Origin of the sequence: Neobacillus niacini (assembly GCF_036961885.1) — a bacterium.
GTDB classification, from domain to species: Bacteria; Bacillota; Bacilli; order Bacillales; family Cytobacillaceae; genus Neobacillus; species Neobacillus niacini_H.
In genome coordinates this window covers 23,704-38,392 of sequence record NZ_JBALNQ010000039.1, presented here as the reverse complement: position 1 = coordinate 38,392, position 14,689 = coordinate 23,704, and the positions used below count along the sequence as shown (strand labels likewise).

Below are 14,689 nucleotides of genomic sequence, written 5' to 3'. Positions count from 1 at the left end.
ATTATGTCTATTCAATACGAAGTTAACATAAAATCCGACAAAATTTTACATTCACTTTACAAACCACGAGTAGAATATAGGTAACTAAATAAAGTAGGTGCAGGCTATGTATAGTCAAATAAATAGACAAATACATTCAAATATAAGGACTAACCACTTTTATTCCTATCTTATGTATTTAAATAACAGAAGAAAAAACGATATTTTATATTTTAAGAGGTTGAAGGAACTACAAAAAATTATAAAAAATGAATCCTTGAATACGTTTTTTCAGCCCATCCTTAAATTGAATTCAGGAGAAACGATAGGATATGAAGCCTTAAATCGTCCTGCTGCAAACAACCTATTTTCGGACACGGAAATATTTTATGATTTTGTCGGACAAACGAATCAAGTATTCTTTTTTGAATGTTTTTGTAGAAATCTTTCGCTTAAACGTTTTATTGAAAGATACAAAGTGAATCAACAAGATCAAACTTCATTGATTTTTATTAATATCCATCCCCATGTCTTACTCGACTCTACCTATCATAGTGGAGAAACACTCCAACTATTATCTGGACTTGGGATTGAACCAAAACAGGTCGTTTTTGAATTAACTGAGAAAAGTGCGGTTACAGATTTTAAACTGTTTGAACAGGTTCTTTCTAATTATCGTGAACAAGGGTTTCGAATTGCCATTGATGACGTAGGGTCTGGATATAATAGTCTAAAAACATTAATTTATTTAAAACCTGAATTTATCAAACTAGATAAAGCGCTAATTCAACATATTGATCAGAATAAAGAACAGCAGCAGCTGGTGAAACTTATTATTGATTATGCCAAGCAGTCATTTACGGAAATTATTGCAGAAGGAATCGAAAGAATCGAGGATTTGGCCTTTCTATGTGAACAAGGAGTCCATTACGGTCAAGGATATGCTTTAGGTAAACCAAAACAGGAAATTAAACCGGGGATAATCCCACAACACTATAGTCATCATCATGAAATTACTCCGAGGAATTTATTGTTAAAAACAGTGTAGTAGAAAGAAGATGAGGACAATCGTTGCATATATAGGTGATCTCGTAGAACAGGTACCTTGTATTCCTCCATTTGAAGTAAATAGTGCTGTGGATAAACTATTTAAAGAAAATAAAAGAATACAAGGGATAGTCGTCGTAAATAACGAAACCCCAATTTCTCTTATATCTAGAACACATTTTTATCAAAAATTGGGAACTCAATATGGTTACCATCTCTATATGGGGAGACCCATTGAATTAATCGTGAATTCTGATTCTCTTATTGTCGATTACTTTCAATCGATAACAGAGGTTAGTAAACTAGCAATGGAAAGGGATGAAAAGGATCGATACGATTATGTCATTGTGACGAAAGAGAATAAATATATCGGGGTTGTAAGTATTCAAAGATTACTAATGAAGTTAGTTGAAGTTCAAGTTGAATTTGCAAGCTTTTTAAATCCTTTAACCAGACTGCCAGGGAATCATACCATCGAAGAAAAACTAAAAGAAATCATCCATCAGGAAAAGTTCAGTATTTTATATTTCGATTTAGACCATTTCAAAGCCTATAACGATACATACGGTTTTAAAAAGGGGGATAATCTTCTCCAATCGACTGCAGAGCTTCTTAAAAGAGAATTTACTAATAAAGGTTCATTTTTAGGACATATTGGTGGAGACGATTTTATCGCTGTCGTAAATCATCATGATATCCGTTCTATTTGCGAATCGCTCCTTACTGATTTTGATAAGATTATTACTGACTTTTATACGGCCAACCACCTCTCACAGCATTATGTAATTGCAGAAAATCGGCAGGGTGTAATTGAAAAAATAGCACTGGTATCATTGTCTATTGCGATTGTGACCAATCAGGATCAAGCCTTTGAAAGTGTGGAAGAGCTTATTGAATATGCAGCCGTGGTTAAAAGAAGGTGTAAGAGTATTAGCGGCAGCTGTTATTTAGTCAATATTTAGGGGGGCGACCATAATTATCTGCCGTTCAACGATCCGTCAAAACATTTCAAACAAACTGTGAACTTAACACTATACCTATGTTAATAACCATGAAAATCCAATATAGTAAAAGTATAGAAAACAAGTTAAATTTGAAAGGCGGAATGCTTTATGTTTAACAAATTTTTAAGAGAAAATAAGGTCGCAGCAGCTATACTAACTGTTATTCGTTTGTACCTAGGATACGCTTGGTTCACAGCTGGTTTTCATAAAATCACAGACGGATTTGACGCATCAGGCTATTTAGGAAATGCGATTGCTAATCCAGTAAAAGGCCCAGACGGCAACATGGTTTACAGCTGGTATGTTAACTTCTTAGAAAGCTTCGCCCTGCCAAACATTGATTTATTCAACTTCATCGTTCCTTGGGGCGAAACACTTATTGGTTTAGGTCTTTTACTTGGCTGTTTAACAACAGCTGCGATGTTTTTTGGTCTAGTCATGAACTTCAGCTTCTTCTTAGCAGGAACAGTATCTCATAACCCGACAGACATCTTCTTAGGCTTCATTATTTTGGCAGCAGGCTATAACGCAGGAAAATACGGTTTAGACCGCTGGGTGGTTCCATTCATCCGCAAAACATTCAACAAGAAGGCTGCAGACAAGGCAAAAGCAGCGGTATAACTAGCAGCAACAAAAGGACGATTCGACTCCCCCTCGAATCGTCTTTTTGTTAGAAAAAAACATGATGGAAAATGGAATCCGTTTTTTAGTAACTAGGTAGATAGTCTCCTTTTTTCCAGTTTAGAATTTGGGATACTTGAACAATCTACTATGATCGGTATATACTGCGAGGAAGTAAGCTCAGAATTTGAAGTAAAACGCACTAATGATGAAACAGATGATGATTTTTAACAGTAAAAGGTGAGTGAGCAGATATGACAGAACTTGAAAATAAGACATTTCTAGAAATCATCGAAATAAAGGAAATTGGCGAAGGAATGCGAGTTTGCGTTGACTTCGTGGATATTTTAGAGAAATCGGATGGGATGTTTGTCGGGAACACTGGTCATGGATATGTGAAAGTCTTATCAGAAAACCGCCATTCAGAAGGTTATCCCCCACGTCCATTTCGAATTAATTGTGGATCGTTTCATCAATATTTATTTCAAAATGGAAAAACATTCTATCTTCATGAAATTAACCCAGGTGTACAATTAACGGTTAACGGGGAAGAGGCTGAAAAATCCATCCCAGTTGGAAGAGTAAAAATAGAAAAAAGACCGTTTGTACGAGTAGAATGCTGTGGTGAAGAGGGAAATATCTCGGCAACCTTACAAAAGTCCTCTAGCGTTTATTTAGTTGAGGAGCAAAAAGGTGAAGTTTCTATACTTGATTTAAAAGCAGGAGATCGAATCATGTGTATTCAGGACAAGCCTGGACGTCATCTAGGCGAAGAAATTGATGAAATCATTGTGGAGAAATAGCACAGCTAAGATTTACAGTGGCAAAGTTAGAGCAACCACAAGCATAATTAGCAGATCAAAAAGACGATTCATATCCCGAATCGTCTTTTTTCAAATTTCTTATATAAACCGATTACGTCCGGACAGCATTCCAAAAATCATAACGATGGCCGAAACGATGATGAGGGTAATGATTGGAATGGTCCACAATTGGGCGATATCATATAAAGAGCCTATAAACAAAGGGCCAACTGCTGCAAGGAGGTACCCAGATGATTGCGTCATCCCTGATAGCGCCGCTGCTTGATTTGCATTGCGAGCACGAAGTCCTATATAGGTTAGAGCTAAGGGAAAACTTCCTCCCAATCCCAGTCCAATAAGAATAATACTTACGATTAAAATCGGATAGGATGTGCCTAATAGTAAGCCGCTGTACCCAACAATTGAACACATACCTAACGTGAAGGCTAGCCATATTTGTGATTGAGCACGTCCAGCAAGAACAGGAATGATAAAACTAGCTGGCAAACCCATTAATTGGGTAAAGGATAGTAGCCATCCCGCGGCTTCCATACTCAATCCATGACTATGCAAAATTTCCGGTAACCATGAAATCGTTACATAAAATAAAAACGACTGAAATCCCATAAAGATGGCGATCTGCCAGGCAAGAGGGTTGCGCCAAAGTCGATTAGTGCCAGCGCCCTGGTTCTGTTGTCGTACTTTGTTATCTTTTTTATTATTCTTATGAAGAAAAAGCCACACTAGGATTGCCACTACGGCTGGTATCGCCCATACAGTTTGGGCTCCCTGCCATCCAAGGTTTAAATCAATGGCTAAAGGAATACTTACGCCTGATGCTAAGGAGGCGATCAGTCCCATTGAGGTTGAATAAACACTGGTCATTAAACCGAACTTCTGTGGGAACTTATCTTTCACCACGGCAGGTAAAAGAACATTGCCTATTGCTATACCCAATCCCGCTAAAAGGGTCCCAGTGAAAAGGAAGAAAGTCATCGGAATCGACCGAATGATAATACCGATAAAAAGAGCTGTTAAACCGATGATTAACGTTACTTCATTTGTTAGCCGATTGGCTATTTTCGGTACAAGAGGAGACATGATTGCGAAAACGATTAAAGGCAAGCTCATCAATAAACCTGCACTCCAATGGGCAAGTCCGACATCCTCCTGGATCATACCGACTAAAGGTCCTAATGAAGTAATCGCGGGACGTAGATTAAAGGCCACAAGTACAATCCCGGTTATAAACATAAATATATACGTTGATTTCGTATTGGCTTTTGAGTCTAAAAACTGCAAAAGAAGATACCCCTCTCTATTAAAAACAAACCTCATACAGTATAGCATAAACAAGAAATGGTGCGTTATTAAAGAAAACACTCCTCAAAAAGAAGCGGCGATTGTCAGAAGGTCTTATGCACAAGTAAGACAGGTCTCCGATTTAAATGAATAACAGATGATCTTTTTAACATCACCATATTTGGAAATTTCCAGTATGTTTTTATGGTTTCCCGACTATTCGATATGGTATAGTTAGCTCGTTAAAAGAGTATCAAGATTAGAGGGAAAATAATGAGAAAAGAATGGTTTCTTCGCTGGTCATTTTTTGTTTTTGGACTGCTCGTTTTAGGGTTGGGTGCTGCCTTAACGATTGAAGGTAAGTTATTAGGAGCAAGTCCTTGGGATGTGTTTCATTATGGGATGTTTCTGCAACTGGGGCTGACGATTGGCACATGGTCGATCATTGTAGGATTTCTGTTGCTAACAGCTGCCTCCATCGCGACGAAAAAATCACCTAAAATCGGTGCCTTTTTAAATATGCTGTTACTTGGTTTATTCATAGATTTCTTTATGTGGCTATTGCCCAATACCGATAGTTTAATAGGAGCCCTATTATTCTTTATTTTAGGAGTCATTTTAATGGGGTATGGTGTAGGACTATATGTTTCGGCTGATTTGGGTTCTGGGCCACGGGATAGCATTATGCTCTTGATCATGGACAAAACTGGATGGAGTATACAATGGGTTCGGAATGGAATGGAAGCTCTCGTACTCATTCTAGGTTGGGCATTAGGGGGGCCTGTTGGGGTTGGATCGGTGATGATTGCCTTTTTCTTAGGTCCAATCGTAGGCTTTTCCCTGCCGCAATGTAAAACACTCCTAAAGTATTTACTTGTTAAGAAAGAACAACAAAAACTTACAGCTTAAAAAGCTAACCTCTCTATTAATAGAGGGTTAGCTTTTTTTATGATTCATCGTTTGATTGAATCATGCCTTGTTTTTAATTTACTTGAACTTCACTCATTAACGCATGTGTATTGCCTTCGCCGTCTTTGAAAAACGCCATCCAGGTTTCAGTTTGTCCTATTTTTGCGATGAGATGGGGTTCATCGGTAAAGGTAACTTCTTTTGAGAGTAATTCCGCATAGCTTGCATGAATGTCCGCTACTTGAAAATAAAGAATCGAGCTGGCAGTAGCAAATTCCTCACTTTCAGGAAGGCTCAGAAGAAGCCGAGTTCCATTGCTTTCAAAGAAAGCTAAATTCCCTGCGGTAAATAAGTGCGGAAGACCTAGCTTATTCTTATAAAATTGAATTGCACGCTCTAAATCCTTCACTGGTACCCCGATTTGACCAATTTTTTGAATTTTCATTGATAAATTCCCCCTTTAACCATCATTCTTCTTTATCATAATCGAAAACAATCTGCTTTTCTTATTTTTCTATCTGGGAGAGGAAATTCATCGAATTTTTGCGTATTTATGAAACTTGTCCACACCTTTTACACACATTTGAATAAGCAGAACCATCGAATGGTATCAAAAAAACCATGTTGAGAAATAACATGGTCTTTTTTGGTACATAGTCTAGTTAATCAATATTGTAATATCCACAAACGACTGCTCCAACTGCTTTTGCTGCGACTAAAAGAGCATCTTCATCAATATCAAATTTAGGATGGTGGTTGAAGTATGGTTTTTCAACCCCTTTTGGTGTACAGCAAATGTAGAAGAAGCATGCTGGGAATTTTTTTGCATAATGCGCAAAGTCTTCTGATGGCGACATTGGAGGAAATTCTTTAACCTCTGCAATGTCTTTGTCGTTTGCCTCTTTCAAGTAAGAAGCTACCATTTCTGTCACTTCAGGATCATTATAAAGTGGCGGATAGTCTGGAGTATAGGTTACCTCGCAAGTAACATTGAATTCTTCTTCAATTCCTTTTGCAATACGGCGAATTTCACGTTCAATCGTTTCCCGCGTTTCGTCCGTCATAGCGCGAACGTCGCCCTCGATTTCAACGCTATCTTTAATGACATTAAAGGTGCCCTTTCCATCAAATGAACCAATGGTGACAACACCCATATCAAATGGGTTTAACCGGCGGCTCACCACGGTTTGAACAGCGGTGACAAAGTGTGCCCCTGCAACAATGGAGTCATTTGCCAAATGTGGGGAAGAACCGTGTCCGCCGACACCTTGGACTTTTATTTTAAAGTAGGCGCGGCCTGGGAATACATAGCCGCTGTTATATCCTACTAAACCAGATGGTCCTAGTGGTAATAAGTGAATACCGAAAATATTGTCTAAATCATCTAATAAACCTGATTCGAGCATGCCGATGGCTCCGCCAGGCGGAACTTCCTCTGCAGGTTGATGAATAATTTTGATCGTACCAGGGATTTCAGCTTTTAATTGAATCAAACAATCGGCAAGAACGAGCAGGTAAGCTGTATGACCATCATGTCCGCAGGCATGCATGACACCAGGATTTTTTGATTTAAACGGTACATCTGTTTCTTCAGTTATTGGAAGGGCATCAAAATCTGCTCTGAGACCAATTGTTTTTCCAGGTTTTCCGCCTTTAATGGTGACAATCAATCCATGGCCGCCGCCAACCTTTGTATCAACCTTGACATCCTTGCCCTTATAAAAATCCTCAATATATTTGCTCGTTTTTTCTTCTTTAAAAGAAAGCTCAGGATTTTCATGAAGGTGACGACGTATTTGAATGATTTCATCTTTACGGTCTTCAAGCATCTGCATTAAATTATTTTTCATTGTCATTACCTCCAAACAAATTATGCGGCCTTATTTCCAAGTTCTTGATCTTCTTTACCTGCATTTTTAGGAACCATAAACATGATGGAAAGAAGTGCTAATATACCAAAGATCACATTGGTAATGATTCCCCAAGTTGCACCAACCTCTAGGCTATTTGCTGACATGATGCCATAAATAGTAGCTGAAATTGCCACCCCAAAAGCGCTGCCTAGTGAACTTGCCATTTTATAAATCCCTGCCGCTTCACCCACTTTATTAGATGGAGCATTTGATACTGACGTATCAGTAGATGGTGTGGCATAAATCCCTAATCCTAGACCGAATAAGGCGTATCCAATAAACACAACCACTGTATATGGTAAATCAGGCAAGAAGGTAAAGCCCATGATCGCGACACCAATGGTTGTAATAATCGTTCCCCATATCATCGGCTTTTTAGCACCAATTCTTTGTAAAATTTTCTCTCCGACACGAATCATCGCTAAAACGGCCACTAAGTAACCAAGTGATAACATACCTGATTGGAAGGCACTAAATCCTCGACCTACTTGTACATACGTATTGGCAACAACCATTGTACCTGCAATCGCATTGAGCAAGAAGTTTGAAAATGTTGCACCTGCATATGGCTTATTTTTAAATAAAGAGAAATCGATCAGTACTACTTTTTTACTCTTTTCGACTTTAATAAAGATTATTGCCCCAACAACGGTTACTGCAGCCAACATCATGGAAGTTGGGCTTGTCCAACCTAAATCAGTTCCGTAGTTGATTAAAACGTTTAATGCGAGCATGACAATAATAAAGATACCTAAACCAACAAAATCGAATTTGAATTTCCCTGAAGTTTCTGCTTTGCTTTCTGGAGTATCTTTAATTAAAAACAAACCGAGAAGGGCAAAAACAATCGAGAAAATGAAAATCCATCTCCAACCTAAGTAGGTAGCAATTAAACCACCGGCAAATGAACAGACACCAGATCCACCCCAAGAACCGATTGACCAGTAACTAAGGGCACGTTGACGATCGGCACCTTCATAATACGATTTTACTAAAGCAATCGTTGCAGGCATTATACATGCTGCTGAGAAACCCTGAATAATACGACCAATAATGAGAAGAGTTGCACCATTCGCTAAAACTAGACAAAGAGAACCGATGATACTTAAAATCAGCCCAAGATTGGTTATCTTCTTTCGACCTATTTTGTCAGCTATACCACCCATTGCTACAATAAATATACCTGAGAATAATGCGGTTAAACTGATACCTATGTTTAATGTCCCAAGGGAAACTCCTAAATCTTTCTGGACTGCTGGGACTACATTGACGAGAGATTGAGCAAATAGCCAGAATGTGATAACACCAAAGACAATCCCTGTGAGTAATTTATTTGTTCCTTTATAACTGGTTTCCATATTTCCTGCCTCCTGAATTGAGCGTTCTTTTCTTTTATAATTCCAAATAAGAATAAAAATTAGACCTTGAAAAGATTAGGTAACTACTGGTGTTTTTCTTTTCGCTACTCATTATAAAAAAAAACCCCTTTTAACAAGAGGCTTTATTTGTTGTATTTTATTCATCACTATATAAAATTCTTAACACTTAGAAAAAGGAGGTGAAAATTGACTACATTTTTTTTACCATAGTGGGGTCCAGATTAGATGAATACTTTTCGTATTTCAAAAAAGTGAATGGCATTTGCAGTTAAGTAAGAATAAAATGACCATTCCCCGTCAATTGTTTCATCAAAGACTTCGAGTGATGGGTGACTTGATTGTGTGATATAGTCAATAATTTCTCGATCGATCCCAAACTGACTGTTATTTTCCCACCACAATTTATATAATGCTCCATGATCTTTATCAAAAATAAATTTTCGAATTTGATAGGTCCCGCTAGGAATACCGTTAATCGTGACTCTGATTTCTTTTATTAATTTTTGAAGAAACGTTTCCTCAATTGATAAGAAAGGGTTGATAATCGTTGAGTTCATAAGGACAAGCTGATAACCTATTTCGTTTTCTGTCATAATAAACAATGGTCCTTTAGCGATAATATTCCCCTGTAACCTGTTAAAAAATGACATCGCAAAAAATACCGGACGTTTGCCATTAAAATAATGGAACATTTCCATCCCCTCTAATGGAATACTATTCAGATCTAAACTCTTTTCATGGGTTTCCGTGTTGATCCAGAAACCGAGCGTTTCAATCGTATCTGAAATACTAATTGCATCGTTAAAAACCAATGCCCCGCGAAAAAAAGTACCATTTGTATAGCGCGTATTACCCGAAACCGTATTCCACGTAATTAAGTGAAGTGGTTTCTCTATAGAATAATGTTTTAAATATCGTTTTAGTTTCTCCGTCTTTTCTTTAATGAAGGTTTTTGCTAAATCAAAGTTCGTGTCTTCAAGTTCTTTATAATCAATGACTTCATGAATGTTTGCCTGGAAAGCAATATAATCAATATAGTCACTTTGCTGCAGGATCCAATGATCATGACTGTTTATAGTCGATTTTTTAAATGAGAAAGGTAAATGAACGCCTATTTTAAGGTTAGGGGTCATGGATTTTAGTAATCTGTGTATTTTTAAATAAAAAATTTCTAGTTCCTTTTTATTCGGGTATTTATCTAAAGCCTCTGTAACCAAGAAGCACCATGATTCTACATACCTGTATCCAAACACGGTTATACAGTGTTTAATGAATCTCTGAAGTTTTGCTAAATATTCCTCTTGCTCTGAAGCAATCCGATTATATCTAACATGAACATACAATGATAACTGATTAGCTTTTAAAAATTCAATTGCTTCATCTGAATTATAATAAGGTGACGTTGTCGGAATTAATTCATCCGTTTCTACGTCAGGAGCAATGGTTCTTCCTGTTAGCAGTTTATGTATCCCAATATATTTGATTTGCAATCCATTTTTAGCTAATAATACTTGATTTCGTACACTTTCTTTCTGCAGTTCTCTAAGTTCACCGATCATCAATAAATTATCTGGATGATATAATTTTCGTTTAGTAGGAGATTGGATATCAATTTTTATGGAGTCAAAATTTGTTTCAATCTCACTAATCGTTTTTGTATCTTCCCCTTGTGCGATTAATAGTCTTAGTTTTATCAAAATTTCAGGGGAACTTAGAAGTGCTTCTTTATCGTCAAAATGATAATCCTGGACTATATGAACATGCTCTTTTGCATTTTTTTCACGATAGGAAACAGGTGTTTCTCCATAAATCTCTTTAAATAAATTTGTAAATGCCTTTGCGTTTGGGAACCCATGTTTCAGGGCGATAAAAGTAATGGAGTCTTTTGTATATAGTAAATCCTTTAAGCTGTGCTTTAAGCGAATATTCATCATATATCGGGTAAACCCAATACCTAAGTGCTTTTTAAAATAACGCGAAAAGTAACTAAATGATAAATAAAACGTATTTGCTACCTCTTCTAGCGTGAGAGGCTCATCATAATGCTGTTCAATGAAGGCAATAATTCCTTTTAATCGATCATCTTCCACATTTACATCGATATCCATTGTTTCATCCGCTTTAAATCGCCTTATTAGGATAAGTAAGATTTTACAAATCCTTTCACTCATCTCTAGTTTGTACCCTTCTTCTTGACGAAAATGGATGACCATCACTTCGGCTAGGAGCTTTCTTAATTCTGTAATTGTATTTTCTTTCCCTCTGTCAATTTCGGGGGAAAATAAATTGAATGTATGGAAGCGATATTCAGGATAAAAGTGGGATAGAAAAGAGTCTGGAATACCAATTTTCAGTACTGTATTTTTTTGGATACCGCTAATTTCATAAAGTTGGTTACGATTGATCACAAATAAATGACCTTCACTTAGCTTGTGCATAGAACGATCTGTTTCAACAACTAGTTCACCATCTAATACAAGGAGAATTTCAATACCAGAGTAAATGGTAGGGGATGAATACTTTATATTCTGTATCCGCAGCTGAATATCACTAATCGATGTCATGTTTTTTCCCTCCTAAAGATAGTTTAGCTATCTAAACTATCATTTAAACACCAACCCTGCCCGATGTCGAGTCAACAAAAAGACGATTCGCTCCACGCAAATCGTCTTACACTTCTGATTCTTTATTCTTGAAGATTACTTTTTAGTAGCGGCTACTTCACCTTGCGCTTTCTTTTGTTTATTAAAGTGGTGAACAACGAATGTTCCTAGGAATGCTAAAATTAACAAACCAAAGAAAACGAGGTGATGTAAATGGAATCCAAAAACACTTGCAAACATTTTGGCAGAAATAATCGCAATTAAGACAAATGCCGTAGTTTCAAGTTCAGGTACCTTATCAATTAAAACCAAGAAAAATTTAGCAACCGTACGCATCATTAAAATCCCAAGCATACCGCCAATTAATAGAATCCACACTTGTTCGGATACGGCAAAAGCAGCCAAAATACTATCCGCAGAGAAAGCCAAATCCATTAACTCAACTGAAATAACGGTTGCCCAGAACATTCCAAATGTTCGAACTAACCAGCCTTCCTTTTTCATTTCTTCGGCGTCCTCATCCTTCTCGCCCAGCCAGAAATGCTTGACAACAATCCACGCTAAATAAGCTGCACCAAGGACTTTGATCCACCAAAACTTAATGAGAAGCATTCCAAGACCAATGAAAATAAAACGGAAGAAATAAGCTCCAAAAAGTCCGTAGGTTAATGCCTTTTTACGCTGCTTTTCAGGAAGATGTTTAACCATTACTGCTAGAACCAATGCATTATCAGCAGATAGTAATCCTTCTAAGATGACGAGTGAACCTATGTACCCCCAAGAGACCGGGTCGGATAAAACTTGAACCCACATCCCCCAGTCGAAAAATGAAGCGTACGTTGCCAGTACTTGATTAATGATGTCCATTATGACATTCTCCTTCTATAAACCAGAAAATTATTATACTTTTAGTCCGTAGTTTTTACATAAAGCAGCAAGTCCGCCAGAGAAGCCACTTCCATCTGCATTGGGTTTCCAATCATTTCCATGGCATAAAGCTCACAAACTTTTGTCAGGTCAATCCGTTGACCTTTTGATAATTGAATTCCTATTATAGTAGTCACCTTCTGATTGAATTTGCTGACAACATAGAAGACAAGAGGGAAATTCCCCCCTTGTCATTGTATGTATTAAACTTGTAAACCAAAATCTGTTGCGATACGGGCTAGTCCACCTTGATATCCTGAGCCAACTGCTGAGAATTTCCATTCACCATTGTGGCGATATAATTCACCAACAACAATCGCTGTTTCAACTGAGAAGTCTTCACCAAGATCATAACGAATAACTTCTTGATTCGTGTCTTCGTTTACAATACGACAGAACGCATTCGAAACTTGTCCAAAGTTTTGTCCACGTCCCTCAGCATCATGAATCGTGATAACAAAGGAAATTTTTTGAACGTTTGCAGGAACATTCGCTAAGTTTACCTTAACTTGCTCATCGTCGCCGTCGCCTTCACCAGTACGATTATCCCCAGTATGTACGACTGAGCCATTTCCACCTTCTAGCTGGTTATAAAAAATGAAGTCGCCATCTGTAGCGCACTTTCCAGTTGAATCTAAAAGAAAAACACTGGCGTCTAAATCGAAATCTGCTCCTCCATCATACCTATTTGTGTCCCAGCCTAGACCTACTACAACTCTTGTAAGACCTGGATTTGTTTTTGTTAAATCAACTTTTTGACCTTTGGATAATGATAATGCCATTGTTTTTACCCCTTTCATTAAGTAAATCCTTCTTCTACTATAAGTTTACGAGAATATACATAAAAAAAACAGACCGTAAATATATTGATTTTCGACTTATTTCGACGTGTTTTTCAAAACCCTTCTTTATATGCGAATTTGTTGTGTTCAAATTTCCGTCAAATCATTTCAAACAAACTGTGAACTTAACACTGTACATATGTTATTAACGCTCGGAATGAAATATAGTGTAAGTATCAAGAACAAGTAAATTTGAAAGGCGGAATGCTTTATGTTTAATCATTTTTTAAGAGAAAATAAGATCTCTGCAGCTATTTTAACTATTATTCGTTTATATCTAGGTTACGCTTGGTTCACAGCAGGACTAGGAAAAATACAGAGCGGTGCATTCGACGCTTCTGGTTTCTTAAAAGGAGCTATAGCTAATCCGGTAAAAGGTCCAGATGGCAATATGGTTTACAGCTGGTATGTAAACTTCTTAGAGAGCTTTGCGTTACCAAACATTGATTTATTCAACTTCATCGTTCCTTGGGGCGAAACATTAATTGGTTTAGGACTTATGCTTGGATGTTTAACAACTGCAGCCATGTTCTTTGGCTTAGTAATGAACTTCAGCTTCTTCTTAGCAGGAACAGTTTCTCATAACCCAACTGACATCTTCTTAGGCTTCATTATCTTAACAGCAGGTTACAACGCAGGCCGCATTGGTTTAGACCGTTGGGTAGTGCCTTTTATTCGCAAAACTGCTAAGACTTACATCGGTAAAGACAAAGCAAAAGCAACTGCATAACTAGAAATAATCAAAAAGACGATTCGACTCCCCCTCGAATCGTCTTTTTTTGGGTTAGAAAACACGTGTCGAAAATTTCCTTTTTTGGGTAACTATATAGGTAGGGGTGATTTTGTGGAAGAGTTGAAATTTCTAAACCCGACCGAGCTGCTGGAAAAAATCTATGAGACACTTTGCTCCGAGTATGAGGATGAAGACCATTATGACAAAGATCAGGATAAACTAGATATAGAGGTTACGAAAAAACGGTTAACCAAAAAGCTATTTAACGAATTTATTGTTGAGGATGAGTATTTTCTTACAATGGATTCAAAAACATTTAAAGACCGGTATCATTTATTTGAAAAAGACTTCTATAAATTAATTACTGAATGCAGCAAAAATAAAGTTCCATATCAAAAATTCGTTAAAATCATTGACGACCTGCTGGCATGTGCCCACTATCGACTTAATGCCTTTGAGCAACTAAATGAAGAAATTGCTAGAATAAAAACAGAGAGAGAACAGGAAGAAGAGACAGAAGAAACGAATAAGGAAGAAATTGTCGAAGAGGAACCCACATAATAAATATACAGTCATGTATAAATGGTGCCTGTCAACAGAATCAAGCGGGTCCGCACTTATCGATTA

The 14,689-nt window shown here is 37.3% G+C and carries 15 protein-coding genes; 7 read left to right on the top strand and 8 right to left on the bottom strand.

Going from position 1 to position 14,689, the window contains the following annotated elements:
• Window positions 1-106 precede the first annotated feature (106 nt).
• The 4 genes from V7124_RS16970 to V7124_RS16955 all read left to right on the top strand — a co-directional run bounded on the left by V7124_RS16970 (window position 107) and on the right by V7124_RS16955 (window position 3,454).
• On the top strand, window positions 107-1,027 hold the full coding sequence (locus tag V7124_RS16970; RefSeq protein ID WP_335491292.1) for an EAL domain-containing protein: 921 nt from the start codon (window positions 107-109) through the stop codon (window positions 1,025-1,027).
• Between the two features lie 10 nt (window positions 1,028-1,037).
• A complete protein-coding gene (locus V7124_RS16965) occupies window positions 1,038-1,988 on the top strand; it encodes a GGDEF domain-containing protein (RefSeq protein ID WP_335491289.1) in 951 nt (316 codons plus the stop codon).
• Window positions 1,989-2,138: 150 nt separating this feature from the next.
• The gene (locus tag V7124_RS16960) at window positions 2,139-2,651 is read left to right on the top strand and encodes a DoxX family membrane protein (protein ID WP_335491287.1); all 513 of its coding nucleotides are present in this window, start codon (window positions 2,139-2,141) and stop codon (window positions 2,649-2,651) included.
• A 254-nt stretch (window positions 2,652-2,905) separates the two neighbouring features.
• Window positions 2,906-3,454 (top strand): 3-dehydroquinate synthase II, encoded by a 549-nt coding sequence (locus V7124_RS16955; RefSeq protein WP_335416685.1) that lies wholly within the window; start codon window positions 2,906-2,908, stop codon window positions 3,452-3,454.
• A 99-nt stretch (window positions 3,455-3,553) separates the two neighbouring features.
• Here the strand turns inward: V7124_RS16955 and V7124_RS16950 are convergent, their stop codons facing one another.
• Window positions 3,554-4,708, bottom strand: coding sequence for a CynX/NimT family MFS transporter (locus tag V7124_RS16950; RefSeq protein ID WP_335491349.1), 1,155 nt, complete (start codon window positions 4,706-4,708; stop codon window positions 3,554-3,556).
• Window positions 4,709-5,029: 321 nt separating this feature from the next.
• Here V7124_RS16950 and V7124_RS16945 point away from each other — a divergent pair, with 321 nt between their 5' ends.
• A complete protein-coding gene (locus V7124_RS16945) occupies window positions 5,030-5,665 on the top strand; it encodes a YczE/YyaS/YitT family protein (protein WP_335416687.1) in 636 nt (211 codons plus the stop codon).
• A 73-nt stretch (window positions 5,666-5,738) separates the two neighbouring features.
• On the opposite strand, the gene V7124_RS16940 is transcribed toward V7124_RS16945, so the two are convergent.
• The 7 genes from V7124_RS16940 to V7124_RS16910 form a co-directional block, all read right to left on the bottom strand.
• Window positions 5,739-6,110: a VOC family protein gene (locus V7124_RS16940; RefSeq protein WP_335491284.1), complete on the bottom strand. Its 372-nt coding sequence runs from the start codon at window positions 6,108-6,110 to the stop codon at window positions 5,739-5,741.
• A 217-nt stretch (window positions 6,111-6,327) separates the two neighbouring features.
• Window positions 6,328-7,515, bottom strand: a complete 1,188-nt coding sequence (locus V7124_RS16935) for an amidohydrolase (protein WP_335491281.1) — start codon at window positions 7,513-7,515, stop codon at window positions 6,328-6,330.
• 20 nt (window positions 7,516-7,535) lie between these two features.
• The gene (locus V7124_RS16930) at window positions 7,536-8,936 is read right to left on the bottom strand and encodes an MFS transporter (RefSeq protein WP_335416693.1); all 1,401 of its coding nucleotides are present in this window, start codon (window positions 8,934-8,936) and stop codon (window positions 7,536-7,538) included.
• Between the two features lie 242 nt (window positions 8,937-9,178).
• Window positions 9,179-11,521, bottom strand: a complete 2,343-nt coding sequence (locus V7124_RS16925) for a helix-turn-helix domain-containing protein (protein WP_335491277.1) — start codon at window positions 11,519-11,521, stop codon at window positions 9,179-9,181.
• A gap of 135 nt (window positions 11,522-11,656) precedes the next feature.
• Complete coding sequence (locus V7124_RS16920; protein WP_335491275.1) at window positions 11,657-12,427, bottom strand: TerC family protein; 771 nt, start codon at window positions 12,425-12,427, stop codon at window positions 11,657-11,659.
• A 41-nt stretch (window positions 12,428-12,468) separates the two neighbouring features.
• Complete coding sequence (locus V7124_RS26295; RefSeq protein ID WP_420490558.1) at window positions 12,469-12,624, bottom strand: hypothetical protein; 156 nt, start codon at window positions 12,622-12,624, stop codon at window positions 12,469-12,471.
• Between the two features lie 66 nt (window positions 12,625-12,690).
• Window positions 12,691-13,269 (bottom strand): TerD family protein, encoded by a 579-nt coding sequence (locus tag V7124_RS16910; RefSeq protein ID WP_335416699.1) that lies wholly within the window; start codon window positions 13,267-13,269, stop codon window positions 12,691-12,693.
• 271 nt (window positions 13,270-13,540) lie between these two features.
• On the opposite strand from V7124_RS16910, the gene V7124_RS16905 reads away from it, so the two are divergent.
• Window positions 13,541-14,059 carry a DoxX family protein gene (locus tag V7124_RS16905; RefSeq protein WP_335416701.1) on the top strand — a complete coding sequence of 173 codons (519 nt, stop codon included), beginning with the start codon at window positions 13,541-13,543 and terminating at the stop codon, window positions 14,057-14,059.
• Window positions 14,060-14,173: 114 nt separating this feature from the next.
• Complete coding sequence (locus tag V7124_RS16900) at window positions 14,174-14,623, top strand: hypothetical protein (RefSeq protein WP_335491272.1); 450 nt, start codon at window positions 14,174-14,176, stop codon at window positions 14,621-14,623.
• The last annotated feature ends 66 nt before the right edge of the window (window positions 14,624-14,689 follow it).

What these genes read in the sequence shown, in the direction of transcription:
- V7124_RS16940 (WP_335491284.1), bottom strand. Translation starts at nt 6,110, where the DNA reads ATGAAAATTCAAAAAATTGGTCAAATCGGGGTACCAGTGAAGGATTTA.
- V7124_RS16955 (WP_335416685.1), top strand. Translation starts at nt 2,906, where the DNA reads ATGACAGAACTTGAAAATAAGACATTTCTAGAAATCATCGAAATAAAG.
- V7124_RS16920 (WP_335491275.1), bottom strand. Translation starts at nt 12,427, where the DNA reads ATGGACATCATTAATCAAGTACTGGCAACGTACGCTTCATTTTTCGAC.
- V7124_RS16965 (WP_335491289.1), top strand. Translation starts at nt 1,038, where the DNA reads ATGAGGACAATCGTTGCATATATAGGTGATCTCGTAGAACAGGTACCT.
- V7124_RS16960 (WP_335491287.1), top strand. Translation starts at nt 2,139, where the DNA reads ATGTTTAACAAATTTTTAAGAGAAAATAAGGTCGCAGCAGCTATACTA.
- V7124_RS16930 (WP_335416693.1), bottom strand. Translation starts at nt 8,936, where the DNA reads ATGGAAACCAGTTATAAAGGAACAAATAAATTACTCACAGGGATTGTC.
- V7124_RS16950 (WP_335491349.1), bottom strand. Translation starts at nt 4,708, where the DNA reads ATGTTTATAACCGGGATTGTACTTGTGGCCTTTAATCTACGTCCCGCG.
- V7124_RS16905 (WP_335416701.1), top strand. Translation starts at nt 13,541, where the DNA reads ATGTTTAATCATTTTTTAAGAGAAAATAAGATCTCTGCAGCTATTTTA.
- V7124_RS16970 (WP_335491292.1), top strand. Translation starts at nt 107, where the DNA reads ATGTATAGTCAAATAAATAGACAAATACATTCAAATATAAGGACTAAC.
- V7124_RS16935 (WP_335491281.1), bottom strand. Translation starts at nt 7,515, where the DNA reads ATGAAAAATAATTTAATGCAGATGCTTGAAGACCGTAAAGATGAAATC.
- V7124_RS16945 (WP_335416687.1), top strand. Translation starts at nt 5,030, where the DNA reads ATGAGAAAAGAATGGTTTCTTCGCTGGTCATTTTTTGTTTTTGGACTG.
- V7124_RS16925 (WP_335491277.1), bottom strand. Translation starts at nt 11,521, where the DNA reads ATGACATCGATTAGTGATATTCAGCTGCGGATACAGAATATAAAGTAT.
- V7124_RS16910 (WP_335416699.1), bottom strand. Translation starts at nt 13,269, where the DNA reads ATGGCATTATCATTATCCAAAGGTCAAAAAGTTGATTTAACAAAAACA.